Below are 24,718 nucleotides of genomic sequence, written 5' to 3' on the forward strand. Positions count from 1 at the left end.
TTCATATATATATGAATTATATGCTCACCTTGTGATCTTTGTCAATCATTGACTCAACGAAAAAAAGCGGGGAGCATCGTCCGCCGCTAATCATAGCGATGTCTATGTTGTATGCAGCCCTTGCATCGGAATCCCCTACGCCACTATTTCACCTTCACTGCCGTCCCGGTCGCAATGCACATCATCATGCCATCACGCAATGTTTCAAAATCGAGATCAACGCCAATGACCGCGTTCGCCCCGAGCTTCGCTGCTTTATTCACCATTTCGCGAATGGCTAATTCTCTTCCCTCGGCCAGCTTGCTTTCATACGTCCCACTCCGTCCGCCGATGATATCGGTAATGCTGGCGAGAAAATCGCGAACGACATTGGCGCCTAAAATGACTTCCCCCGCCACAATGCCGAAATACGCTTCAATTTCTTTTCCTTCAATGGTATGGGTGGTCGTAACAATCACAACAATGCCCCCTTGCCTCTCGTCATCAATGAGGCTGGTGATTTCGTACAAAATACTGCTAGTTCCGGCTATTTATCAATTAGAAAACCTGGCGAAACCAATCTTCTTTTTTAGCGAAATGCCGCTGATTTGCTCGTGACAACCGTTTTTCGCCGGCCTTCAATAGATAAAGCACGTAATTCTATGATTCCTTTTCATCACTAGGCGTCGCTGCCGAATTTGCCCGCGGTGCAACCGGCGCCGCTTGGGTTCCGTACAACAGCAGCTGGGCGATGCCGATAAAATACTCTGATTCGCGAATGATATGGTCTAACACAACTTTCGCCGTCGGATTTTGGGCAACGACCGCACTTTTCCTTTTCACTTGCCGGCACAACTCGATGAATTGGAGACTTTGTTGCAGGCAGAATGAAACGAAATGGAGCACTTGCTGATGCAGTTGTTCAGGAACATAATAACCGGCCCGGATCACCGATTCGATATAACGGACGGCTTGCTGGTGCGTAACAGACAAGGCCTCTTCCCACTTCTTCAACGCATCCACATAAGATGCTTCCAATCCGGACACAAGTTCGCGAATCACTACCGTATGCTCCTCTTCTTGGTGCTTCCAAAATTCAATCTCATCCAAAATGCGCAACGGCATATGTGGGCCGTAATAAAATTGCACGCTCTTCCCTCCCGATTTTTATCTCCCTTTCCTTCCATATGTATGGGCAAAAAAGGCAGTCAATGCTTCAAAAATAGCGAAGCAGTCTATGAAGCAGCTGCTTCGCCGGAATGTTTACCGTATGGCTCTGAAAACTTCAGCGAATAAGGAATCTCCCGCAGCGCCGGTTGCGGGAGATGTTGGTGTTATGCCCCAATCACGCTTGCGGGACGCCAACACGTTTGCCTTCATTTTGTTCAAACTCTTTGATTATCGAACGAGCCACGACCATGCGATGAACTTCATCTGGACCGTCGTAAATCCGCGCCGTTCGAGCTTCGCGGTAAAACCCCTCAAGCGGTGTATCCCCGGTCACGCCAAGGGCGCCGTGCACTTGAATCGCCCGATCAATCACATCATGAAGCACTTTGGCGCCGAAAAACTTAATGGCGGAAACTTCTTTTTTCGCCTCGTAACCGTTGTCCATCATCCACACCGCCTTCAACGTCATAAGGCGGAACGCTTCAATTTCAACTGCCGAATCGGCGATAAACTTTTGGATCGTCTGATAATCCGCCAGCCGCTTCCCGCGCGTTTCTCGCTTTAAGGAATAGCTGATCATTAAGTCTAAACTTCGTTGGGCGATGCCGATCCAGCGCATCGCATGAGTGATGCGACCTGTCTTTAGTCGCAACTGCGCCAGCTCCAATCCCATTCCCTGCGGCCCTAACAGATTTTCTTTGGGAATGCGGCAATTCGTATACCGCACTTCGCAATGGCCGCCAGTGAAATGATCGCCGATGACAGGAAGCTCGCGGACGATTTCGAACCCAGGGTTATCATGCTCGACGATAAATAAGCTGAACTGCCGGTGGGGTGGAGCACTCGGGTCGGTCTTGGCAACCACAATGGAAATTGACGTGCGCGTCATATCGGCGACCAATCAAGATTTGGAGTCTCTCGTCAAACAGGGGAAGTTTCGCGAAGACTTGTACTATCGTCTGAACATTATCCCGATTCACATTCCACCGCTGCGGGAACGCCAAGAAGACATTCCTTTGCTCGCCCATTATTTTTTAGAGCGGGCTAATCAAAAATACCGCCTCAATAAACAATTCACCGATGATGCACTGCTAGCGATGAAGTCGTATGCATGGCCAGGGAATGTCCGGGAAATGCAGAACTTAATCGAACGGCTCGTCATTACAACGGAAACCGATCACATCACGGCCATACACTTGCCTTTTTCCCATTCCTCTTCATCATTGGAGATGAAACAAGCGTCAAAAACGATGAAAGACATGGTCCGCAATCTGGAACGAGAACTGATTTTGAAAGCGATTTCTGAATACAAGACGACAAGAAAAGCAGCCCAAGCGCTCGGCATCAGCCAATCCGCCTTGGTGAAAAAAATGCAACGGCTCGGCATTTGAACGGATTGATTCGTTTTTTCATCATTGATTCCATACAGAATCACCTTTTGGCTCGCACGAACTGAAAATGTAACAATTTTGTGAACTTTCCTATCCCCTTGTTTATTGGCATGAAAATTGCTTATACATAGATGAAGACTGATATTCCTAATGATGGAAAGAGGTGTCATTGATGGATGCAAGACGCTTCCCTTCCTTTCGGCTTGACGGAAAAGTCGCCCTTGTCACCGGCGGTAGCAGAGGCATCGGGTTAGCCATGGCATGCGCCTTGGCGGTTCATGGGGCCAATGTCGTGATCGCCAGCCGGAAGGCGGTCGATTTGAAAAAGGCAACCGAAGACGTGGCCGGCCAAGGAATCTCACTTTCTTGGGTTCAAGCGGATGTCACCGACAAAGAAAGCGTTCAGCACATGGTCAATTGCGTCGTCGAGCAACACGGTCGTCTCGATATTTTGGTGAACAACGCTGGCATGAACATCCGCAAGCCGCTCATTGACATTGAGGAATACGATTGGAACCAAGTGTTAGACACCAACTTAAAAGGCATCTTCCTCGTCGGCCAGGCAGCGGCCAAACAGATGATCCAACAGCGGAGCGGAAAAATTATTAACATTTCGTCCATTTTCGGCGGCGTCGGCATGCCGTTTCAAACGAGCTACGCCGCCAGCAAAGGCGGCATCAACCAGTTGACAAAGGTTTGGGCGAGTGAACTCGCTCCATACAATATCAACGTCAACGCCATCGCCCCGGCTTATATTCGGACGCCAATGACGAGCGCCTGGCTTGAGGATGAGGAACGGTATCGGGACATTGTCAAGAGCACGATGCTCAATCGCGTTGGCGAACCAGAGGATGTGGCGGGGCCCGTTGTCTTTCTCGCCTCTGACGCCGCCAATTACATTACCGGACACATTTTATACGTGGACGGCGGCTGGACAGCCAAATAACATCATCAGGGGGGATTCCATGATCGCGGAAGGGCGTTTATACGGACGGTCGGTCAAGTTGTACTCCAAACGACCGGCAAACGTTTACGAAATGCTCGCACGTTCGGCCGTGCAGTTCCCAAACAGGGAAGCGCTCGTCAAAGGCGGCACGCGGCTCAGTTATGCCGAACTGAAGCAACTTGTTGACAGAACAGCTGCCTGCCTCAGTGAAAACCAAGTGAAAAAAGGCGACCGCATCGCCATATTGCTTGGTAATGACATCGAATTTGTACTAACCGCATTGGCGTGCGCCAAAATTGGGGCCATGTTCGTACCGCTGAACACGAAGCTCACCGCCAACGACCTGATTTACATGATGACAGATGCTGGGACAAACATGCTCATCACGAACCGTGAGCTCGTCAAATCGCTTGAAAACTGGCTCATCCATCATTCAGCGGCCCCCTGCTGTTATTTGACCGATGGCCGCGAGCCCGACAAACGCCTGTATTCGTTTCATGAAGACTTGCTTGGCCATGCCAGAGGGAAAGAGCAACCATTCTCTCCTCCGCATGAGACAGATTCGCTCTATATCATGTACACATCCGGAACAACCGGGCGGCCAAAAGGAGCAGTGGGCAGCCATGTGAACGCCATCCATAGCTGTTTAAGCTATCAGACGGTTATGCAGACTGACCATACGGTGCGCACACTTGTCGCCGTCCCGCTGTTTCATGTCACCGGCTTGATTGGCCAACTGCTCCATATGATGCTTGTCGGCGGCACGGTCGTTCTGATGGAACGCTACCAGACAGAAGCCACCATCCGGCTAATCCAGCAAGAACGGATCACCTTTTTGTTCAATGTGCCGACAATGTACATCATGATGATGTCGCATGCGTCGTTTCACGCATCCTCGTATGACTTTGTGCGCATCGTCGCCTATGGCGGGGCGCCGGTATCCAAAGAAACGATCAGTCAGTTGAGGAACTGTTTTCCGAGTGCATGTCTACACAATGCCTACGGCGCAACAGAAACAACCTCGCCAACAACGATCATGCCCAAACAATCCCCTGATGACAAAACGGACTCTGTCGGCGTACCAGTGCCTGTCGCCGATGTCAAAGTCATCGCGGAAAACGGCGAACCCGCCAAACCGGGAGAAGCCGGCGAGCTGTACATTAAAGGCCCTATGGTCATTAAAGAATATTGGAATCGCCCGGAAGAGAACCGATCATCTTTCACTGAAGACGGGTACTGGAAATCCGGCGACATCGCCCGCATCGATGAAGACGGCTTTGTGTATATCCTCGATCGAAAAAAAGACGTCATCAACCGCGGTGGGGAAAAAATCTATTCGGTCGAGGTTGAAAACGTTCTCTACGCTCACCCGAAAGTGCTTGAAGCAGCCGTCGTCGGGGTGAAAGACCCGATATTCGGGGAAGAGGTAAAAGCCTACATTGTCCCTAAATCCGGTGAATCGCCAACAGCCGATGAGATTATCACCTTTGCCCGAGAGCGGCTCTCGAAATTCAAGACGCCAAAGCAAGTCGAATTCCTTGATCAGCTTCCACGCAATCCAGGAGGAAAAATCTTAAAAAACAAACTGATCGAAATGTCGATGACGAATCAACCACAGTGACTAGATTCACCAACATAAAAGGAGATTTTTTGAAAGCGTTATCAACTGTTTTGTTTGAACCCGCTGTTCCTCCCTTTATGCCACGGGCCATAAAAGGAGAACTAGGACATAAAATCTGTCGAGGAGGATGATGCGTATGGAAGCAAAAGTGCAGACAGACATGTCGATGGAAAAACAAGAAAACAATTTGATCGCGAAATTGGCGCTTTTTTTCGCCAAAATCGCCGAGCGATGGCTGCCAGACTCTTTCGTCTTCGCCGTTGTTCTCACATTTGTAACGTTTTTAGGCGGCCTATTGATTAACGGAAAAAGTCCGATCGAGATGATCACGTATTGGGGCGACGGGCTCTGGGGATTGCTCGCCTTCACCGCCCAAGTCATTACTACTTTTGTTATGAGCTATGCCTTGGCGTTGACGAAACCCGTCTCGCGATTGCTTGAAAAAATCGCTGGGAAATGCCATTCGCCCAATTCCGCCATCTTGCTTGTCACTTTTACATCGTTGGCCGCTTCATTCATTAGCTGGGCGTTCGGCCTCGTCGTCGCCGGCATCATCGCCAAGCTAGTGGCAAAAAAAGTGCGTGACGTCGACTATCGCGTCCTTGTCGCCGCTGGCTATTCCGGATTTGTCATTTGGCAAGGCGGCTTGTCATCTTCCGCTGCTCTGTTCGTCGCCACCAAGGGACATGTGTTCGAAGATCAAATCGGTGTCATCCCAACGTCGGAAACGATTTTTTCAGCGGTGAATATGGCAATTATTCTCGTCGTCTTCTTTACACTGCCCTTCATTATGAAACTCATTCATCCAGCCAAAAAAGAAAACCGTTTTCTCATCGATCCGAACTTGCTAGAAGATTCGATCGATGAACCGCAGGAACAATCGAACTTCATCAACGACAAAATTGAAAAAAGCCGCCTCATTACGGTAGCGGCTGGCATTCTTGGATTGATTTATTTAGTTATCCACTTTTCAAAAAACGGATTTTCTCTCGATCTGAACACCGTCAACTTGATGTTTTTAACGCTCGCTTTGCTGCTGTTTGGAAACGTGCGCGAACTCGGAATCGGCCTTGTTAAATCATCCAACAGCGTCAGCCAAATTATTTTGCAATACCCGTTTTACGCTGGCATTATGGGCATGATGTCCTCATCCGGGTTGGCTCAATGGCTGTCCGACGTCTTCACGAAGTTTTCAACGAGCGAAACGCTGCCGCTATTCACCTTCTGGTCAGCCGGATTTTTAAACTTATTCATCCCGTCCGGCGGCGGCCAATGGGTCGTGCAGGCGCCGATTGCCCTTCCTGCAGCCCTTGAGATGGGAGTGGATCCAGCCAAAATGGTGATGGCCGTCGCCTGGGGCGAATGGAGCAACATGATCCAACCGTTTTGGGCCATCCCGCTCCTTGCCATTGCCGGCCTGCGCATCCGCGATATTATGGGCTTTACAACGATCACATTCCTTTACGTCGGCATCGTTGCTTCTGTCTTTTTGTACGTGCTTTGATCAAACGGCTGCTCTGCAACCAGCCGTCGAACTAATTACGGGCAGCTCTTTTATCTGATTTCGGAAACTCCCTTGTGAGTAATAGCGATGGTTTTCTTTGGGTGAACATATGGAAAGCGTGGAAGAAATTCTTTAGGTCATTGAAGGGATAGCAGGAGCGGTCGTAGAGGATCAACGCCAACAGCTAGTCGCAGGTCGGCTTGTCGTTATTCTCGCTGATGTTCCCCACTCCATCAAAAATAACGGGGAGCAACGTGCAAGATTTCTCGCTTTGTTCCCTTCCGCCCAACGTGTTTCTATGTTCTCAAAAACCATGCTGTCTGTTGGCGCGAAGGTGCTGTAGCTGTTTCGATCTAAGCGGTGCGACAAACCTTGCGTAAAACAAAAAAACATAGGGAGAGAACCGAGCGTTTTCTCCCCATGTTTTTGTTCCTAATCCCCATGCTTGATGTTCCTTATATCCACTGCTAATCCGCTATTCTCTTCCCACGTCTGAACCACCTGTCGGTCGTTATCAAGAGCAACATCCCAACAAAAAACGGGGTACAAATCCATATCTTGTTTTCTTACAGTAAATAATAAGAGACTGCCTACCCGCTTTGAGACTGTTTTTGGAAAAAATGAATGAATGCTCATTCTCTATGGTATAATGATCACAACATCCCTTGCGACAAGGAGGTTCCCCCATGTGGCTTGATAAAGTGATCAAAAAACGGTTGGAAACCGAAATGGTTCAAAACGTGCATATCGCCAAGGGAACGGCGATGTTTCAAGGCGTGCGGCTTGCCGTCCGTTGCTTCGTCGTTGACGGCGTCTTGATTGACACCGGCGCAAAATCGATGGAAAACGAATTCACCTCGTTTTTTCAACAACAAGACATCGACCAAGTCGTGATCACTCATTTTCACGAAGACCATACCGGTTGTGCGGCGTTTTTGCAACGAACGATGGGATTGCCCATCTATATGAATGAGCCGATGATCGACTATTGCCGGCAAAAGGCGGACTATCCGTTGTATCGGAAAGTCTTTTGGGGAAAGCGCGAGCCATTTGCCGCCGAGCCCATTGGCGCCACGTTTTCCTCTCGAAACGCGACGTGGGATGTCATCCCGACACCCGGCCATGCGATTGACCATGTCGTCTTTTTGAACCGCGAAACGGGACAGCTGTTTAGCGGTGACTTGTACTGCCAAGAGAAAACGAAAGTCATCTTGCGCGAGGAAGACATTCCGGCGATCATCGCCTCCTTGCAACATGTGTTGACGTACGATTTCGGAGACGTCTTCTGCGCCCACGCCGGCTATCTCCCGAACGGACGCGAGGCGCTTCGGCGAAAGCTTGACTATTTGCTTGAACTGCAAGACATCATTATTGACTTATACGAAAAAGGAACACCGCCAAAACAAATTCAAGCGCTCCTGTTTCCGAAAAAATACCCGATCGTCTTTTTTTCCGGCGGAGAGTGGGATTCGCTGCATATCATCCGTTCCGTGATTCGGGACTATGAAGCAAAGAAAGCAAGTTGAAGCGGGACGTCCCCAAATGGCCATGCCACGGCCTTAAGGGACGTCCTTTTTCAATATGGTTGCTGTTTGCTCGCCACTCTTGCCAGCCTTACCCTGAAGTCATATTTTCTACAACAATCAGGCCCGTCTAGCAGCAGGAAGCGGTAATTCATTCCTTTCTGCACAAAACGTTCACTACATTTGCCGCAAATCGGACAAATTAAGAAAAAACGAAAGGATGATCCAAGGCATGAACGACACGCCACACGTGAAACTGCACGGATTTAACAATTTGACCAAATCGCTCAGCTTCAATATGTACGATATTTGCTATACGAAAACACCCAAGGAGCGGGAAGCATACATTTCCTACATCGACGATGTTTACAACGCCGAACGGCTGACCAACATTTTGAAACACGTCGCCGAGATGATCGGCGCCCATGTGTTAAACATCGCCAAACAAGATTACGTTCCGCAAGGTGCAAGTGTGACAATGCTCGTTTCCGAAGGGCCGGTGGTGGAAGTGCCGCAAGCCGAGGCGCCGTTGCCTGAGGCAGTCGTGCTTTCGCTTGATAAAAGTCATATTACCGTTCATACATACCCAGAATACCATCCGAGTGATGGAATCAGTACGTTCCGCGCTGATATTGACGTCGTCACCTGCGGAGAAATTTCGCCGTTAAAAGCGCTGGATTATTTGATTCAGTCGTTTGACGCCGACATTATGATCATCGATTACCGCGTGCGCGGGTTTACGCGTGACATTCACGGATACAAATTGTTTATTGACCATGACATCACATCGATTCAAAATTATATTCCGGAAACCATTCGCGAGAAGTACGACATGATTGATGTGAACATTTATCAAGAGAACATTTTCCATACAAAGTGCAAGCTGCGGCAATTTGATTTAGACAACTATCTATTCGGGCATACGAAAGATGGCTTATCTAAACAAGAAGTAGAGGAAACGACCGCTAAACTGAAGAGAGAAATGGACGAAATTTTTTATGGAAAGAATATGCCCAGCGGCTTTTAAGAAGGGGGGCTTTTCGGCACTCGTGATCACCGATCAGCCATTCAAGCTTCCCCTGTAGCTTCTCCGTTTGCACTACATATGGTATGCTAGTAGAAAAAAGGAAAAGGTGTGAGTATGGGAGCGTACATCGTTGTCGGAGCTGGCATTTTAGGAGCGGCGGTGGCCTACCACTTAGCGAAAGAAGGAGCTGCCGTGACGATCATCGACCGCGGTGACAAAGGACAGGCGACCGACGCGGCGGCGGGGATCGTTTGTCCTTGGTTGTCGCAGCGCCGCAACCAAAAATGGTATCAGCTAGCAAAAAACGGAGCGAAGTTTTACCCTTCCCTCATTGAGGAGCTCCAATCACACGGGGAAACGGAAACCGGCTATGCGCGCGTCGGGGCGCTCTGTCTGCATACGGATGAACAAAAGCTCGAGCAGATGAAAGTGCGCGCCCTCAAACGGCGCGAAGATGCACCGGAAATCGGGGACATCGTGCAGCTTGGGCCAAAGGAGGCAAAAGAGCTATTTCCACCGCTATCTGAGGGATATCACGCCATATATGTAAGTGGGGGAGCTCGCGTCAACGGCCGAGCGCTGCGCAACGCCCTTCTCAATGCGGCCCAAACGCTCGGCGCCATCCATATTCGCGGAAATGCCCGCCTTCTCCATCAGGGGACGCGCATCATCGGCGTGGAAGCGGATGGAACGACCTATGCCGCTGAAGCTGTCATCATCACGGCGGGGGCTTGGGCCAGCGAGCTGCTTCGCCCTTTGGGCATCGATCTGCTCGTCACACCGCAAAAAGGGCAGCTCATTCACTTGGAACATCCGAACCGCGACACATCCCATTGGCCTGTTGTCATGCCGCCGAGCAATCAGTATATGCTCACCTTTCCAAGAGGCAGAATGGTGATCGGAACAACACATGAAGATGAAGCAGGTTGGGACGTCCGCCCTACCGCCGGGGGAATGCACGAATTATTGCACAAAGCGCTCACCATTGCGCCAGGACTCTCCGTTTGCACATATATCGAAACGCGGGTTGGATTCCGTCCGCGCACACCTTGGTTTCTCCCGATCTTTGGTGTACTCCCCGGCTTTACCGGCCTTTATATCGCCAACGGCCTCGGCTCCTCAGGGCTCACCGTCGGCCCTTATTTAGGGGCGGAATTGGCCAAGCTCGTGCTCGGCATCCCGACCGAACTCGACCCTCATGACTATGACGTCACGAGCGCCATCGCCCCGCTTGCCTAACGCCGTGTACGAAATGAACGGCAACCACCCAAGCCGATTGCCGGCACACTCGTCAAACAAAGGTCTTATGGACTGCCAATACGATAGATCCTTGCGCCCGGACAAAGCTGATAGCCGCTCGTCAGCTTTGTCCTTCGTATTTTTTCAGTTGTTCTGTCAGCTTTTGAAACAAATCCATGTCTTTACGGTCAAGCGCTTGGTCAATTTGCAGCTTCAACCGTGACACTTCATGACGCTTTAACGCTTCATCCAACACTTGCTCGGCGGCTTTCGCCATTTTTTCATGGCGTTCATGCCGACGAACGTTCTCAAACGCCCGATGGTCAATGAGCCGCAGATACGAAAAATTTCTTGCCTTTCCCGGAAAGTAAAGCGTTAAATACAATGGTTCATTCGGGCGCAACGCCAAATCGCCCATAATCGCCGCCAACCCCGTGCTTTTCTGGCCGCCGCGATAAAACACAAGCCCTTCTTCCTCGGCCGTGGCAGCCGAAATAATCAGCCACCGCGCCTGTTTTTGCTCGGTTTCTGTAAAATGGACGTTTTCTAGCAAATGCGGATGTTGCAGCAAATAATTGAGCACAAACCGGGCATCCGGATGCTTTAAGCGGTAATTTTGCAAAAACGAAGTTAAAAAGTGACGCTTTTCTAATGACGACACCCACTTCATCACACCACCCCCTTTATGAAACCTGCACAAGGAAGCCCCTGCCTTTAGGCACGGGGACATTGTATCCTAATCTATTCGTTTGCCGCTACAACATTGTATGGTAACTTGACCAATGCAGTTCAAAAAGCCATCAACGAATCCGCAACGCCGATTAGACGAATAATGATCGACAAGCTGGCCTGTTTTATTTGATCTATTGTCTATACAGTATAGCTTATTCCGGCCTTCCATGCAGCAACGAGCAACAACAGGAAATTTATGCCAAAAAAGCTGCCCTTCGTCTTCGGGCAGCTATTGTTCCTCACCGGTCATGACCACATGCCGGCAAGCTACTGAATGGCACGCATGTAAACTACCTACCACTTATCAATCTTGCGGGTTGATGGAAGTGAGAGCTTCTCGCGTAATCTCATCTTATGGTAAGAAATGGACCGAGCGCCCCCTCCCGTTCCAGAAAGTTGTGTTTTGATCCCACCTACTCGCTGGGCTGTCGCCCTTCTCATCCCTTTGAGGTGGGAGACTTCTTTCGGAAAGTACGTTAAACGAGCTGCAATGCCAGGCCTTCGTTTAAACCGAGCATCTCCGCTGTTGCGACTTGAATGTCATGCAAAAGCCGTTCGTTTTTCATGAGCGATACACCGTAGGAAGGAATCATTTCTTTCACCTTCGGCTCCCACTCTTTCATTCGTTCCGGGAAACATTTCGCAATGACTTCTAGCATGACATGAACGGCGGTCGAAGCACCTGGCGAGGCGCCAAGCAATGCCGCGATTGAGCCATCAGCCGCATGGACGACTTCCGTGCCGAATTGCAACGTTCCTTTGCCGCCGGTTTCCGTATCTTTAATCACTTGCACGCGCTGGCCAGCAACAATGACATCCCATTCCTCGCTTTTCGCCGTCGGAACAAATTCGCGCAACTCTTCCATGCGCTGTTCTTTCGATAACATCACTTGCTGGATCAAATAATTCGTAAGCGCCATATTTTTCACGCCGGCCGCCAACATCGTCAAAAGGTTATGCGGTTTGACCGATGTAAATAAATCGAGCATTGACCCGTTTTTCAAAAACTTCGGCGAGAAACCAGCAAACGGCCCAAACAGCAACATTTTTTGATTGTTGATAAACCGCGTATCCAAATGCGGAACCGACATCGGCGGCGCGCCGACTTTCGCTTTGCCGTACACTTTCGCATGATGCTGCTCAGCTACATCGGGATTATTGCACACCATAAACAACCCGCTGACCGGGAATCCGCCAATCCCTTTCCCTTCCGGAATACCGGATTTTTGCAACAGATGAAGGCTTCCTCCCCCTGCGCCGAGGAAGACAAATTTGGCGGCATAACGTTCAACAGCGCCGCTGTCTAAATCGCGCACTTTCAACTCCCACAGACCGTCGCTCGTCCGTTTGATGTCATCGACATGATGGCGGTAATGAATGTCGACATTTTTCCGTTTTAAATGCTCAAACAGTTTGCGCGTCAGCGCCCCAAAGTTCACGTCTGTTCCTGATTCAATCCGCGTCGCCGCGATCGGCTCGTTCACAACGCGATTTTCCATCATGAGCGGTATCCATTCGGCCAGCTTTTTCGGGTCATCGGAAAATTCCATTTCTTTGAACAGTGGATTAGCCGCCATCGTTTCATGCCGCTTTTTCAAAAACGCCACATTTTCCTCCCCCTGCACAAAGCTCATATGCGGCAGTGGGCGGATGAACTCTTTTGGGTCGCGGAGCACCCCACTGTTCACTAAATGGGCCCAAAACTGCAAAGAAATATAAAATTGTTCGTTAATTTTGATGGCTTTGCTGATGTCAATGGATCCATCGGGCTTCTCAACAGTATAATTCAGCTCGCAAAGCGCCGCATGCCCTGTTCCAGCATTGTTCCATTCGTTGGAGCTTTCCGCTCCTGCTTCTTCCAGCCTTTCAAACACAGTGATGTCCCACTCCGGTGCCAACTCTTTTAACAACGTTCCCAACGTGGCGCTCATAATCCCTGCGCCGATTAAGATCACATCAGTTTTTGCCTGTTTGTTCCCCATGTTTACCATCCCTATCTACTAATATTTGCAAAAGCGGTGAGCGACCGCTCAAAATGATTGCGCCAATGCTCTCGTTTACCTTTTGAGGGCGGTTACAAAATTATTATAACACAATGAATCAATAGTATGTCACTATTAATACAAAACATGAAAATATACTAGTATAACTAAATGTTTATTACATCACAACTATTTCAATGACAAAAACTAGTCTTCTTCTTTTATATTAATTTTACAAAATAGCTGAATATTTCGCTACCACTCTAAAGAAAAAATAAAAAAATTTTCGCTGGGCAATGGAACTTCACCCGAAACCAATGCATAGCCTATAAAACCTGCAAAAAGTCAATCAGCCCGATGTTGATCGTCTATGCTATTGTATGACTCCGCCCCACTCATGTGCATCCTTCCTGTCTTTCTATCCATGCGCAAGCGGACCTCTCACGAAATAAAACAAAAGCAGCCAACCGTGCACCACACACGATTGGCTGCCTATTGATTGCCTAGCAGCGACCTACTCTTGCAGGGGCGCTGGCCCCAACTACCATCGGCGCTGGAGAGCTTAACTTCCGTGTTCGGGATGGGAACGGGTGTTTCCTCTCCGCTATCACCACTAGGCAATGATTTATTGGTTTAGACGTTAATTATTATATTCATGTCGTTGTTTTTGTCAACAGGAAGTTCATTCCTTCAAAACTAGATAACCGTTTTTGGGAAGAAGCCTCCGCTTTCGTACTGTCTAGCTCTGGCTCGCCGCCGCTCGCCTGCGCTTTTCTATTGTCCAGTTCCAGCGCCTAGCTCTCTTCTGCCAAATAACCTTCCCCCTCGGGGCGCAAGCGCCCCTGCGGGTGAAGAACATTTGGCTTCGAGAGCTAAACGCGGCGCTTCCACTTTCTGTCTAGCTCCGGCCGCCATCGGCTCGCGACGCTTCGGTCCTGCTGCGGCGGCGACACATTGCATACGCTCCTATGGCACCACCCACGCAGAACCAAGCTTTGCTTGGTTCGAGCCTCCTCGCAGGCCCTCCAGCGCGTTTCGCCGATAGGCGGGCGGCCTCCGCTTTTCCTTTCTAGGTTAAGCCCTCGATCGATTAGTATCCGTCAGCTCCACGTGTCGCCACGCTTCCACCTCGGACCTATCGACCTCGTCATCTTCGAGGGATCTTACTCGCTTTTGGCGATGGGAAATCTCATCTTGAGGGGGGCTTCACGCTTAGATGCTTTCAGCGCTTATCCCGTCCGCACATAGCTACCCAGCGGTGCCCCTGGCGGGACAACTGGTACACCAGCGGTGCGTCCATCCCGGTCCTCTCGTACTAAGGACAGCTCCTCTCAAATTTCCTGCGCCCGCGACGGATAGGGACCGAACTGTCTCACGACGTTCTGAACCCAGCTCGCGTACCGCTTTAATGGGCGAACAGCCCAACCCTTGGGACCGACTACAGCCCCAGGATGCGATGAGCCGACATCGAGGTGCCAAACCTCCCCGTCGATGTGGACTCTTGGGGGAGATCAGCCTGTTATCCCCGGGGTAGCTTTTATCCGTTGAGCGATGGCCCTTCCATGCGGAACCACCGGATCACTAAGCCCGACTTTCGTCCCTGCTCGACCTGTCCGTCTCGCAGTCAAGCTCCCTTGTGCCTTTGCACTCTCCGAATGATTTCCAACCATTCTGAGGGAACCTTTGGGCGCCTCCGTTACCTTTTGGGAGGCGACCGCCCCAGTCAAACTGCCCACCTGACACTGTCTCCCACCCCGCTAAGGGGTGCGGGTTAGAATTTCAATACCGCCAGGGTGGTATCCCACCGCCGCCTCCACCGAAGCTGGCGCTCCGGCTTCTCAGGCTCCCACCTATCCTGTACAAGCGATACCAAAATTCCATATCAGGCTGCAGTAAAGCTCCACGGGGTCTTTCCGTCCTGTCGCGGGTAACCTGCATCTTCACAGGTAGTATAATTTCACCGGGTCTCTCGTTGAGACAGTGCCCAAGTCGTTACACCTTTCGTGCGGGTCGGAACTTACCCGACAAGGAATTTCGCTACCTTAGGACCGTTATAGTTACGGCCGCCGTTTACTGGGGCTTCGGTTCGCACCTTCGCTTGCGCTAAGCGCTCCCCTTAACCTTCCAGCACCGGGCAGGTGTCAGCCCCTATACTTCGCCTTTCGGCTTCGCAGAGACCTGTGTTTTTGATAAACAGTCGCTTGGGCCTTTTCACTGCGGCTCTTCCAGGCTCATCACCCGAAAGAGCACCCCTTCTCCCGAAGTTACGGGGTCATTTTGCCGAGTTCCTTAACGAGAGTTCTCCCGCGCGCCTTAGGATTCTCTCCTCGCCTACCTGTGTCGGTTTGCGGTACGGGCACCTCTTCCCTCGCTAGAGGCTTTTCTTGGCAGTGTGGAATCAGGGACTTCCGGATTGAATCCGTCGCCATCACAGCTCAGCCTTTTAGCCAGCGGATTTGCCTGCTGGCCAGCCTCACTGCTTGGACAGGCTCTTCCAGCCGCCTGCTCACCCTATCCTCCTGCGTCCCCCCATCGCTCAAACGGGAAGGAGGTGGTACAGGAATCTCCACCTGTTGTCCATCACCTACGCCTTTCGGCCTCGGCTTAGGTCCCGACTAACCCTGAGCGGACGAACCTTCCTCAGGAACCCTTAGGCTTTCGGCGCAGAGGATTCTCACCTCTGTTTTCGCTACTCATACCGGCATTCTCACTTCTAAGCGCTCCACCAGTCCTTCCGGTCTGGCTTCTCTGCCCTTAGAACGCTCCCCTACCGATGACCAACGGTCATCCCGCAGCTTCGGCGGCACGTTTAGCCCCGGTACATTTTCGGCGCAGAGTCACTCGACCAGTGAGCTATTACGCACTCTTTAAATGGTGGCTGCTTCTAAGCCAACATCCTGGTTGTCTTCGCAACTCCACATCCTTTTCCACTGAACGTGCACTTAGGGGCCTTAGCTGGCGATCTGGGCTGTTTCCCTCTTGACCACGGATCTTATCACTCGCAGTCTGACTCCCAAGGATAAGTCATTGGCATTCGGAGTTTGACTGGGTTCGGTAACCCGATGAGGGCCCCTAGCCCAATCAGTGCTCTACCTCCAACACTCTTACCTTGAGGCTAGCCCTAAAGCTATTTCGGGGAGAACCAGCTATCTCCAAGTTCGATTGGCATTTCACCCCTACCCACACCTCATCCCCGCACTTTTCAACGTGCGTGGGTTCGAGCCTCCAGCCGGTGTTACCCGGCCTTCACCCTGGACATGGGTAGATCACCTGGTTTCGGGTCGACGACGACGTACTCATGCGCCCTGTTCAGACTCGCTTTCGCTGCGGCTCCACCTTCTTGGCTTAACCTCGCACGCCATCGTCACTCGCCGGTTCATTCTACAAAAGGCACGCCATCACCCATAAACGGGCTCTGACTACTTGTAGGCACACGGTTTCAGGTTCTCTTTCACTCCCCTTCCGGGGTGCTTTTCACCTTTCCCTCACGGTACTGGTTCACTATCGGTCACTAGGGAGTATTTAGCCTTGGGAGATGGTCCTCCCTGCTTCCGACGGGATTTCCCGTGTCCCGCCGTACTCAGGAGCCGCTCGGGAGGGAACGAAGTTTCGACTACAGGGCTCTCACCTTCTCTGGCCGGCCGTTCCAGACCGGTTCGTCTACCCCGTTCCTTTCTCACTCCCACATGAGCGGTCCTACAACCCCAAGAGGCACGCCTCTTGGTTTGGGCTGTTCCCGTTTCGCTCGCCGCTACTCAGGGAATCGCGTTTGCTTTCTTCTCCTCCGGGTACTAAGATGTTTCAGTTCCCCGGGTGTGCCCTCCATGCCCTATGGATTCAGGCATGGATCCTGTCCCATTACGGACAGGGGGTTCCCCCATTCGGACATCTCCGGATCAACGCTTGCTTACAGCTCCCCGGAGCGTTTCGGCGTTTGCCCCGTCCTTCATCGGCTCCTAGTGCCAAGGCATCCACCGTGCGCCCTTTCTAGCTTAACCTACAGCGCTTCTCGGCTTCTTCCTTTTGTGTATCGGTTATCTAGTTTTCAAGGAACGATCTTTGTCGTTGAGAGAACAGTGCTCGTTCCCTCAAAACTGATCGAAACGAAAGCGCGATTTGTTCATGGTTGGCCGTTAGCGGCCTTCACTTTTCGTACTGTCTAGCTCCGGCCGCCATCGGCTCGCGACGCTTCGGTCCTGCTGCGGCGGCGACAGCCTCCTCGCAGGCCCTCCAGCGCGTTTCGCCGATAGGCGGGCGGCCTTCGCTTTTCGTACTGTCTAGCTCCAGCGCCTGGCTCTCTTCTGCCAAATCACCTTCCCCCTCGGGGTGCAAGCACCCCTGCGGGTGAAGAACATTTGGCTTCGAGAGCCGATCGCGGCGCTTCCGCTTTTCGTCCTTAGAAAGGAGGTGATCCAGCCGCACCTTCCGGTACGGCTACCTTGTTACGACTTCACCCCAATCACTTGCCCCACCTTCGGCGGCTGGCTCCCGTCAGGGTTACCTCACCGACTTCGGGTGTTGCAAGCTCTCGTGGTGTGACGGGCGGTGTGTACAAGGCCCGGGAACGTATTCACCGCGGCATGCTGATCCGCGATTACTAGCGATTCCGGCTTCATGCAGGCGAGTTGCAGCCTGCAATCCGAACTGAGAGCGGCTTTTTGGGATTCGCTCCCCCTCGCGGGTTCGCAGCCCTTTGTACCGCCCATTGTAGCACGTGTGTAGCCCAGGTCATAAGGGGCATGATGATTTGACGTCATCCCCACCTTCCTCCGACTTTTAGCCGGCAGTCCCTCTAGAGTGCCCAACTGAATGCTGGCAACGAGAGGCAAGGGTTGCGCTCGTTGCGGGACTTAACCCAACATCTCACGACACGAGCTGACGACAACCATGCACCACCTGTCACCCTGTCCCCCCGAAGGGGGAACGCCCAATCTCTTGGGTTGTCAGGGGATGTCAAGACCTGGTAAGGTTCTTCGCGTTGCTTCGAATTAAACCACATGCTCCACCGCTTGTGCGGGCCCCCGTCAATTCCTTTGAGTTTCAGCCTTGCGGCCGTACTCCCCAGGCGGAGTGCTTATCGCGTTAGCTGCAGCACTAAAGGGTGTGACCCCTCTAACACTTAGCACTCATCGTTTACGGCGTGGACTACCAGGGTATCTAATCCTGTTTGCTCCCCACGCTTTCGCGCCTCAGCGTCAGTTGCAGGCCAGAGAGCCGCCTTCGCCACTGGTGTTCCTCCACATCTCTACGCATTTCACCGCTACACGTGGAATTCCGCTCTCCTCTCCTGCACTCAAGTCCCCCAGTTTCCAATGACCCTCCACGGTTGAGCCGTGGGCTTTCACATCAGACTTAAGGAACCGCCTGCGCGCGCTTTACGCCCAATAATTCCGGACAACGCTCGCCCCCTACGTATTACCGCGGCTGCTGGCACGTAGTTAGCCGGGGCTTTCTCGTGAGGTACCGTCACCGCGCCGCCTTGTTCAAACGGCGCTCCTTCGTCCCTCACAACAGAGCTTTACGACCCGAAGGCCTTCTTCGCTCACGCGGCGTCGCTCCGTCAGACTTTCGTCCATTGCGGAAGATTCCCTACTGCTGCCTCCCGTAGGAGTCTGGGCCGTGTCTCAGTCCCAGTGTGGCCGGTCACCCTCTCAGGCCGGCTACGCATCGTCGCCTTGGTGAGCCGTTACCTCACCAACTAGCTAATGCGCCGCGGGCCCATCCGCAAGTGACAGCCAAAGGCCGCCTTTCAACCAAAGACCATGCGGTCTTCGGTGTTATCCGGTATTAGCTCCGGTTTCCCGGAGTTATCCCGGTCTTGCGGGCAGGTTGCCCACGTGTTACTCACCCGTCCGCCGCTAACCAAACAAGAGCAAGCTCTCATTCGGTCCGCTCGACTTGCATGTATTAGGCACGCCGCCAGCGTTCGTCCTGAGCCAGGATCAAACTCTCCAATAGAAAGTTGATTGGCTTGCGCTTCGTTTCGTTCAGTTTTCAAGGAACGAATCAGCTTCCTAGAGGAATTCAACTTCCTCAAAGACTAACAATTACTTTTTTAATATACTATCTTGCTTGGTAGATGTCAAGGTTTTTTAATCATGGATTAATCATTACAAAAAAATCACATTGAACAACCAAGCAAATTTAACTATACCAAAAAAGTTTTTGCTCTGTCAAGAACAAATTTTTTACTGCAGCTTTCTTTGCTGAAAGCATTTGTTCGTTTTTATCTTGCTTCGTATTCGTTCATCGAAGCGACGCTTTATATAATACTACTTCATCGAATTTAAGTCAACATTTATAGCAAATCCAATTTTATCCAAAACACCAATTCATATTAACTGTAAAAACGACCGCAAGTGCGGTCGTATCAAGGATCTTGAGAATGTTAATCCAAATGAATCGTATATAAGTGGCGGCCCCGAGAGGATTCGAACCTCCGACGCACGGTTTAGGAAACCGACGCTCTATCCACTGAGCTACGGGGCCTTATTGCTCTCCTTTTTCATTCTATCCATCTGCACATAAAAATTCAATAGCCGGGAAAAAACAAAATAATAGAAAACGGACTCCAAACATGATCTTTCCAAAGTCCGTTCTTCGTCCCCGACAAGCTTGAAGCCGTCAAGTTCCGATCTCCCCACCATTTCTCACAAAACGTTCGAATCGCCCGCTTATTCCAGCAATCAACTTTGCCCGATGCTGAAGCCAACGAGGATCGTTCGTTTTACACGAACGGGCCATATTCCTCTTGATTGAGGATCGTATGCATCCTCGCTGCATTATCATCTATTTGTCCTCACTATTCAAAAGCGCCCCCATCTGCATGGCAGCGCGAAGGTTCGCTGCGGCCGTTAACCGTTGTTTCCGCTTCTGACATAAGCAAGCAGGTGCTTCCGCCGTCACCGTTTTTACAAACACGACCACTTCATCGTCATCCTCAAAGCGCGACGCCTGCACGACGAACGGTTGGCCGTTTGTCATGATAAACATCCGTCGTGGAATCGTTCTCATCGTGAAACTCCATTGAACACATGGACTGTTCCTCACGGTGTGCATCACTCTTGAAGACGGCAATCGCAACAATGTAGGAGCATGAAGCGAAAATCCTGCCATGGGAGAAAAAATGAAGAGCCCCGAAAGGCCCCTCCGTTTTATGCTTGCCCCCGTCATGCAAACGGCAGCGAACGCGAGTGAAAAACACTCAGTTGAAAAAGGCTGCTTCAAAAAGTTATGTCATCATCACCTTTTGAGACCGCCCTTCAGTAAGTACATCGCCACGACCAGCGTTTGCTTTTACTTTCTTAGAACGGCCGGCGGGTATTTCAGCTCAGGATGCAACGTTTCAAACACATCAGCAACATTTAATATCGTTCCATCCCCAAAGGCTGGGCCGATGATTTGCATCCCTACAGGAAGTCCTTGAACAAAACCACATGGCACCGTTACAGCAGGCAAACCCGTCAAGTTAAACGGTCCTGTAAAACGGATGATATGGTCAAGAAAGTTTACTTCCTCTCCATTGATCCATACCGTATCCTGCCCAATTTTTGGAGGGAGAAACGGAATGGTTGGGGTGATCAAAACATCTACCTTATTGAATATTTCCATGAACTCGTGATCCAATTTCAAACGAATTTGTTGCGCTTCCAAGTAGTCTACAGCGGAAGGGAGTTCTCCAAGCTTTAAAAGGAAACGGACATCATCGCCAAACTCTTCTTCCCTTTCTACTACATGATTGTGATGAATAGCGCTAGCTTCTGAAAGAATCGTGACCATTTCCGCATACTGCGCATATTGCAATGTTGGAATTCGCACAGTTTCTACAACAGCGCCTTCGCGTTCCAAAGAGGCAATTGCTTGTTTAACTGCTCGTTCGACTCCTTCATCCACATGATCAAAGAAGTACGGTTCTATGCCAATTTTTACACCTTTAACAGACTCCGTAAATTGTGTGGAATAACTCGTTGCAGGGGCATTGGTGGAAGTAGGATCTTTTGGGTCGTATCCTGCCATGGCTTCTAAAATATAGGCAGCGTCCCTCGCCGTTTTCGCCATCGGACCGATATGGTCCAACGACCATGCAAGCGGGAAGCAACCATATTTGCTTACTAGTCCATAGGTGGGCTTTAAACCGACAATGCCGCAAAACGAAGAAGGAATTCGAATCGAACCACCGGTATCTGTTCCTAGGGAAGCAATCGTCATATGCGCCGCCGTTGCGACCCCCGATCCTCCGCTTGAGCCTCCGGGAATGCGTTCAGGATCCCAAGGATTTCGGGCAGGTCCGAAATGAGGATTATTGTTCGTTGCTCCCCAAGCATACTCATGCAAGTTTGTTTTTCCAGGAAACACTGCTCCCGCTTCCGTCAACTTCTCGATTACTGTCGCACTGTAAGTTGGCCGGAAGTTTCGGTGAATTTTTGACCCCATCGTTGTTGTTTCATTAGCTACGTAAAGAATATCTTTGATTGCTATAGGGATGCCATGTAGCGGGCCGCGGTAATTTCCAGATCGGATTTCCGATTCCGCCAACTCAGCTTGCTTGCGTGCTTTCTCTGCTGTCACCTCTATATAGGCATTCAGCTGATCGTTTAATGTTTCAATTTGTTCGAGTACATCGTCAACGAGTTCAACAGGTGAAACTTCTTTGTTTTTTAGAAGAGGGGAAAGTTCAGAGATTGTTTTCGTATTTAGCCGTTTTTCCACGATATACACCTCCCGGTTGGTGGACGACTCCAATATCTGCCTCATTCAAACCGAGTTTTTCGACTCCCTGTTTTAGTTGCTGAATGGCTTTCCACTGATGCTCAAGCATCATCAATTCCTGTTCCGAACACTTAATCCCTTTTTCTCCTAATTTCTTTTCTATGCTACTGCTCATTTCGTTGCCTCCCTTCCAAAATTATTATACATTACAAGAATTAATTTACAAAATATTTTTACTTAAAAAATATTATAAATATTCACACTATTATTTTGACAATACTCTACTGAATTTCCTAAAATGTAGTTAGACATCACCTGTCGAAGGTTCGTTGTCAGCGATCCAAGGTTCCTATGTAACCAATCGTAAAATCTAAAAGTAAAGAGGGGAACGCCATGGAAGCGAAACAAACCGTGTTTGTCAATGAGTTCACTAACGGCATCTTAGACCCTCATGGAAACATGCTTGGCCCCGTGCAGGATGGGGGATACATTGTCGCCAATACTACTCCTGGCTGCTGGGGACCGATGATCACTCCTTGCATCCGCGGTGGCCATGAAGTGACAAAGCCCGTTTTTGTCGAAGGCGCGGAAGTAGGAGACGCCATTGCGATTAAGATCAAATGGATTCGCGTCACCTCTATCGCCACATCCTCAGGAAATGATAAGCCAATGGAAGGTCGGTTTGTCGGCGATCCGTTCATTGCTGTCAAATGCCCACAGTGCGGAACGATGTACCCGGAAACGAAAATCGAGGGGATCGGCCCGGAAGCCATTCGGTGCGCGAATTGCGGCGCGGACGTGACTCCATTTGTATTTACGAACGGCTATACGATGACGTTTGATCCAAACCGACAGATCGGCGTGACCGTGCATAAAGAAGCGGCAGAACACATCGCTCGACAAGGACGGTACTACATGGCGACACCCGACAACTCCGTCCAAAACCCGATCGTCACGTTTGCGCCCCATGACTTAGTCGGAACGGTGGCCAGACTCCGCCCGTTCCTCGGACAGCTCGGCACCACCCCGGCGCGTCCGCTACCGGATTCACATAACGCCGGCGACTTTGGCCAATTTCTGATCAACGCCCCACATGAATACGGGATTACGAAAGAACAGCTGGGAGATCGCACGGACGGACATATGGACATTAACCGTGTACGCGAAGGCGCCGTGTTGATCTGCCCTGTGAAAGTGCGAGGCGGAGGCGTTTATCTCGGTGATATGCATGCCATGCAGGGCGACGGAGAAATTGCTGGGCATACGACCGACGTATCTGGCATCGTCACCCTTCAAGTGAAAGTGATCAAAGGGTTGACCATTGACGGACCGATTCTTCTTCCTGTTGCTGAAGACCTCCCCTACTTAGCAAAGCCATTGACAAAAAAAGAAAAAGAAATCGCCCTCGATTTGGCACAATCATGGGGAGTAAACAAATTGGAAGAATCGTTGCCGATTTCCTTTGTCGGGACAGGTGCCAACCTAAATGAGGCAACAGAAAACGGGTTGCAACGGGCAGCGAAAACGTTAGGCATCTCTGTCCCTGAGGTGATGAACCGTGCCACGATTACCGGCGCCATCGAAATTGGCCGACATCCTGGGGTCATCACCGTGACCTTCTTGTGCCCCATTCGTTATTTAGACAAGATTAGTTTGACCTCGCTAGTGTACGATCAATATCGCAGCGTTTTGGATTGACACTCCACACGGCTAAAACCGTGGGATTCTTGGGTCGTTAACGCCCTCCTCCATTTCTGGTTCGGACAACGCCCAAGTTCGGGGCTGTGTCATCAGCCCGTCCTACGGCAGAGCGTATAGCTCCGTAGGCTGATGGACTTTCGCTTACGCTACTCCATCCATCACAGGTACACTCATAATAGTTAATGCACCCACGCGATCTCGATGGGTCGTGTACCCACAGTCTTGACAACGGTATTGACGGTCTTTCGCTTTGTTCTTTGCTCCGCATTGCGGGCAGAGTTGCGATGTGTATTTCGGGTTCACATACACAACCGAGATTCCAGCTAATTTCGCCTTGTATTCGATAAACTTGGAAAGTTGATAAAAGCTCCATGTATGCAAGTGTTTTTCGTTTTTACGGCTTGTTCTTGCCGTCTGACGAATGTTCGTCAGCCTCTCTAATTTGATAACAGATACCTCTTCTTGAATGGCCAGATTGACGATCTGGCGGCTGATTTTATGATTGATATCCGTCATTACACGATGTTCTTTATTGTTCAATTTGCGAATGGCAGACAACTTCTTGAGTTTTCCTAACTTCTTTCTCTGTTCTTGATAGTTGCGGCGTATATATTTGTTCATGCGGCCATTGCCAAAAAATCGAGTCTTTCCTGTGGAAGTGACTGCCACCGCCGGAACTTTCAATCCAAGATCGACACCCATGACTTTTTCATTGTCCTTTTCACTTACAGGGACGTCGATCGACACTTGAGCATACCATTTCCCTGACTTCTCAACGATTCGCATGAGTCCAAGTTTCGCATTCGCAAGAAACTTTTGATCACGTTCGGTGATCATGGCACGGAATTTCGTCTTTTTCACTGCCCCATTTTGCATAATAGGGAAAGCGATGATATCTTTGCCAATGGAATAGTTTTGATTATTGACAAAATAAACCCGCTTTTTGAGAATTGGACGTTTCCCTGTTTTTTTCATCTTTTTAAATACACTTCTTGCATCTCGAATCGCTTGATTTAACACAGCGGAAGGGAGATTGGCATTGACATGCTTCGTTGTGAGTTTAGGAAAGGATTTTTGGTGTTCCATTTGTTCAGTCAATTCATTCACCACTCGAATATACTCTTCTCCCAACTGACGAAGCAGTTGAGGATGGTGAGGAAAAAAACGAATATTCAAGGTGATGGTTGGCAACTG

General features: G+C 50.4%; 19 protein-coding genes, 1 tRNA gene and 3 rRNA genes. 9 read left to right on the plus strand and 14 right to left on the minus strand.

Features of this window, described 5'->3' with window-relative positions; all coding sequences use genetic code 11:
* Positions 1–143: 143 nt before the first annotated feature.
* From IC803_RS10095 to IC803_RS10105, 3 genes are all read right to left on the minus strand, one after another.
* The gene (locus IC803_RS10095) at positions 144–458 is read right to left on the minus strand and encodes a YbjQ family protein (RefSeq protein WP_081211149.1); all 315 of its coding nucleotides are present in this window, start codon (positions 456–458) and stop codon (positions 144–146) included.
* Between the two features lie 181 nt (positions 459–639).
* Positions 640–1,128, minus strand: coding sequence for a DUF2935 domain-containing protein (locus tag IC803_RS10100; RefSeq protein ID WP_081211151.1), 489 nt, complete (start codon positions 1,126–1,128; stop codon positions 640–642).
* Between the two features lie 196 nt (positions 1,129–1,324).
* A complete protein-coding gene (locus IC803_RS10105; RefSeq protein WP_223811957.1) occupies positions 1,325–2,038 on the minus strand; it encodes an acyl-CoA dehydrogenase family protein in 714 nt (237 codons plus the stop codon).
* Between IC803_RS10105 and IC803_RS10110 the strand changes: the two genes are divergently transcribed.
* The 8 genes from IC803_RS10110 to IC803_RS10140 all read left to right on the plus strand — a co-directional run bounded on the left by IC803_RS10110 (position 1,968) and on the right by IC803_RS10140 (position 10,400).
* Positions 1,968–2,540, plus strand: coding sequence for an AAA-type ATPase lid domain-containing protein (locus IC803_RS10110; protein WP_233134485.1), 573 nt, complete (start codon positions 1,968–1,970; stop codon positions 2,538–2,540). The genes IC803_RS10105 and IC803_RS10110 overlap by 71 nt on opposite strands.
* 172 nt (positions 2,541–2,712) lie before the next feature.
* Positions 2,713–3,486 (plus strand): SDR family NAD(P)-dependent oxidoreductase, encoded by a 774-nt coding sequence (locus IC803_RS10115; RefSeq protein WP_081211153.1) that lies wholly within the window; start codon positions 2,713–2,715, stop codon positions 3,484–3,486.
* 19 nt (positions 3,487–3,505) lie between these two features.
* Positions 3,506–5,107, plus strand: coding sequence for a class I adenylate-forming enzyme family protein (locus tag IC803_RS10120; RefSeq protein ID WP_081211155.1), 1,602 nt, complete (start codon positions 3,506–3,508; stop codon positions 5,105–5,107).
* A 136-nt stretch (positions 5,108–5,243) separates the two neighbouring features.
* Entirely contained in the window at positions 5,244–6,611 is a 1,368-nt protein-coding gene (locus IC803_RS10125) for a short-chain fatty acid transporter (protein ID WP_081211157.1), read from the plus strand.
* Between the two features lie 148 nt (positions 6,612–6,759).
* Positions 6,760–6,954, plus strand: a complete 195-nt coding sequence (locus IC803_RS18505; protein WP_369827009.1) for a cupin domain-containing protein — start codon at positions 6,760–6,762, stop codon at positions 6,952–6,954.
* Positions 6,955–7,297: 343 nt separating this feature from the next.
* Positions 7,298–8,137: an MBL fold metallo-hydrolase gene (locus IC803_RS10130; RefSeq protein ID WP_081211159.1), complete on the plus strand. Its 840-nt coding sequence runs from the start codon at positions 7,298–7,300 to the stop codon at positions 8,135–8,137.
* Positions 8,138–8,366: 229 nt separating this feature from the next.
* Complete coding sequence (gene speD, locus IC803_RS10135) at positions 8,367–9,161, plus strand: adenosylmethionine decarboxylase (protein ID WP_081211161.1); 795 nt, start codon at positions 8,367–8,369, stop codon at positions 9,159–9,161.
* Between the two features lie 114 nt (positions 9,162–9,275).
* Positions 9,276–10,400, plus strand: a complete 1,125-nt coding sequence (locus tag IC803_RS10140) for an NAD(P)/FAD-dependent oxidoreductase (protein WP_081211163.1) — start codon at positions 9,276–9,278, stop codon at positions 10,398–10,400.
* 121 nt (positions 10,401–10,521) lie between these two features.
* Here IC803_RS10140 and IC803_RS10145 read toward each other — a convergent pair whose 3' ends face one another.
* The 10 genes from IC803_RS10145 to IC803_RS10190 all read right to left on the minus strand — a co-directional run bounded on the left by IC803_RS10145 (position 10,522) and on the right by IC803_RS10190 (position 21,998).
* Positions 10,522–11,070, minus strand: coding sequence for a YpiB family protein (locus IC803_RS10145; RefSeq protein ID WP_081211165.1), 549 nt, complete (start codon positions 11,068–11,070; stop codon positions 10,522–10,524).
* A gap of 538 nt (positions 11,071–11,608) precedes the next feature.
* The gene (locus tag IC803_RS10150) at positions 11,609–13,123 is read right to left on the minus strand and encodes a malate:quinone oxidoreductase (RefSeq protein WP_184321520.1); all 1,515 of its coding nucleotides are present in this window, start codon (positions 13,121–13,123) and stop codon (positions 11,609–11,611) included.
* A 492-nt stretch (positions 13,124–13,615) separates the two neighbouring features.
* Positions 13,616–13,732, minus strand: a 5S ribosomal RNA gene (rrf, locus tag IC803_RS10155).
* Between the two features lie 452 nt (positions 13,733–14,184).
* A 23S ribosomal RNA gene (locus IC803_RS10160) occupies positions 14,185–17,112 on the minus strand.
* Between the two features lie 145 nt (positions 17,113–17,257).
* Complete coding sequence (locus tag IC803_RS10165; protein WP_190304193.1) at positions 17,258–17,422, minus strand: hypothetical protein; 165 nt, start codon at positions 17,420–17,422, stop codon at positions 17,258–17,260.
* Between the two features lie 92 nt (positions 17,423–17,514).
* Positions 17,515–19,072: ribosomal RNA gene (locus tag IC803_RS10170) — 16S ribosomal RNA — on the minus strand.
* Together the 16S, 23S and 5S rRNA genes with 1 tRNA gene alongside form the textbook arrangement of a ribosomal RNA operon.
* A gap of 455 nt (positions 19,073–19,527) precedes the next feature.
* Positions 19,528–19,603: transfer RNA gene (locus IC803_RS10175), tRNA-Arg, on the minus strand.
* A gap of 300 nt (positions 19,604–19,903) precedes the next feature.
* Positions 19,904–20,128: a hypothetical protein gene (locus tag IC803_RS10180; protein WP_081211398.1), complete on the minus strand. Its 225-nt coding sequence runs from the start codon at positions 20,126–20,128 to the stop codon at positions 19,904–19,906.
* 282 nt (positions 20,129–20,410) lie between these two features.
* Positions 20,411–21,823 carry an amidase gene (locus IC803_RS10185; RefSeq protein ID WP_081211400.1) on the minus strand — a complete coding sequence of 471 codons (1,413 nt, stop codon included), beginning with the start codon at positions 21,821–21,823 and terminating at the stop codon, positions 20,411–20,413.
* Positions 21,789–21,998 (minus strand): hypothetical protein, encoded by a 210-nt coding sequence (locus IC803_RS10190; RefSeq protein WP_081211402.1) that lies wholly within the window; start codon positions 21,996–21,998, stop codon positions 21,789–21,791. The genes IC803_RS10185 and IC803_RS10190 overlap by 35 nt, the downstream gene beginning before the upstream one ends.
* A gap of 218 nt (positions 21,999–22,216) precedes the next feature.
* Here IC803_RS10190 and IC803_RS10195 point away from each other — a divergent pair, with 218 nt between their 5' ends.
* Positions 22,217–23,521, plus strand: coding sequence for an acetamidase/formamidase family protein (locus tag IC803_RS10195; protein ID WP_081211404.1), 1,305 nt, complete (start codon positions 22,217–22,219; stop codon positions 23,519–23,521).
* 144 nt (positions 23,522–23,665) lie between these two features.
* On the opposite strand, the gene IC803_RS10200 is transcribed toward IC803_RS10195, so the two are convergent.
* Positions 23,666–24,715 (minus strand): RNA-guided endonuclease InsQ/TnpB family protein, encoded by a 1,050-nt coding sequence (locus tag IC803_RS10200; protein WP_190304194.1) that lies wholly within the window; start codon positions 24,713–24,715, stop codon positions 23,666–23,668.
* Between the last annotated feature and the right edge of the window lie 3 nt (positions 24,716–24,718).

The sequence above is a fragment of the Geobacillus sp. 46C-IIa genome (genome assembly GCF_014679505.1).
Classification (GTDB): Bacteria; Bacillota; Bacilli; order Bacillales; family Anoxybacillaceae; genus Geobacillus.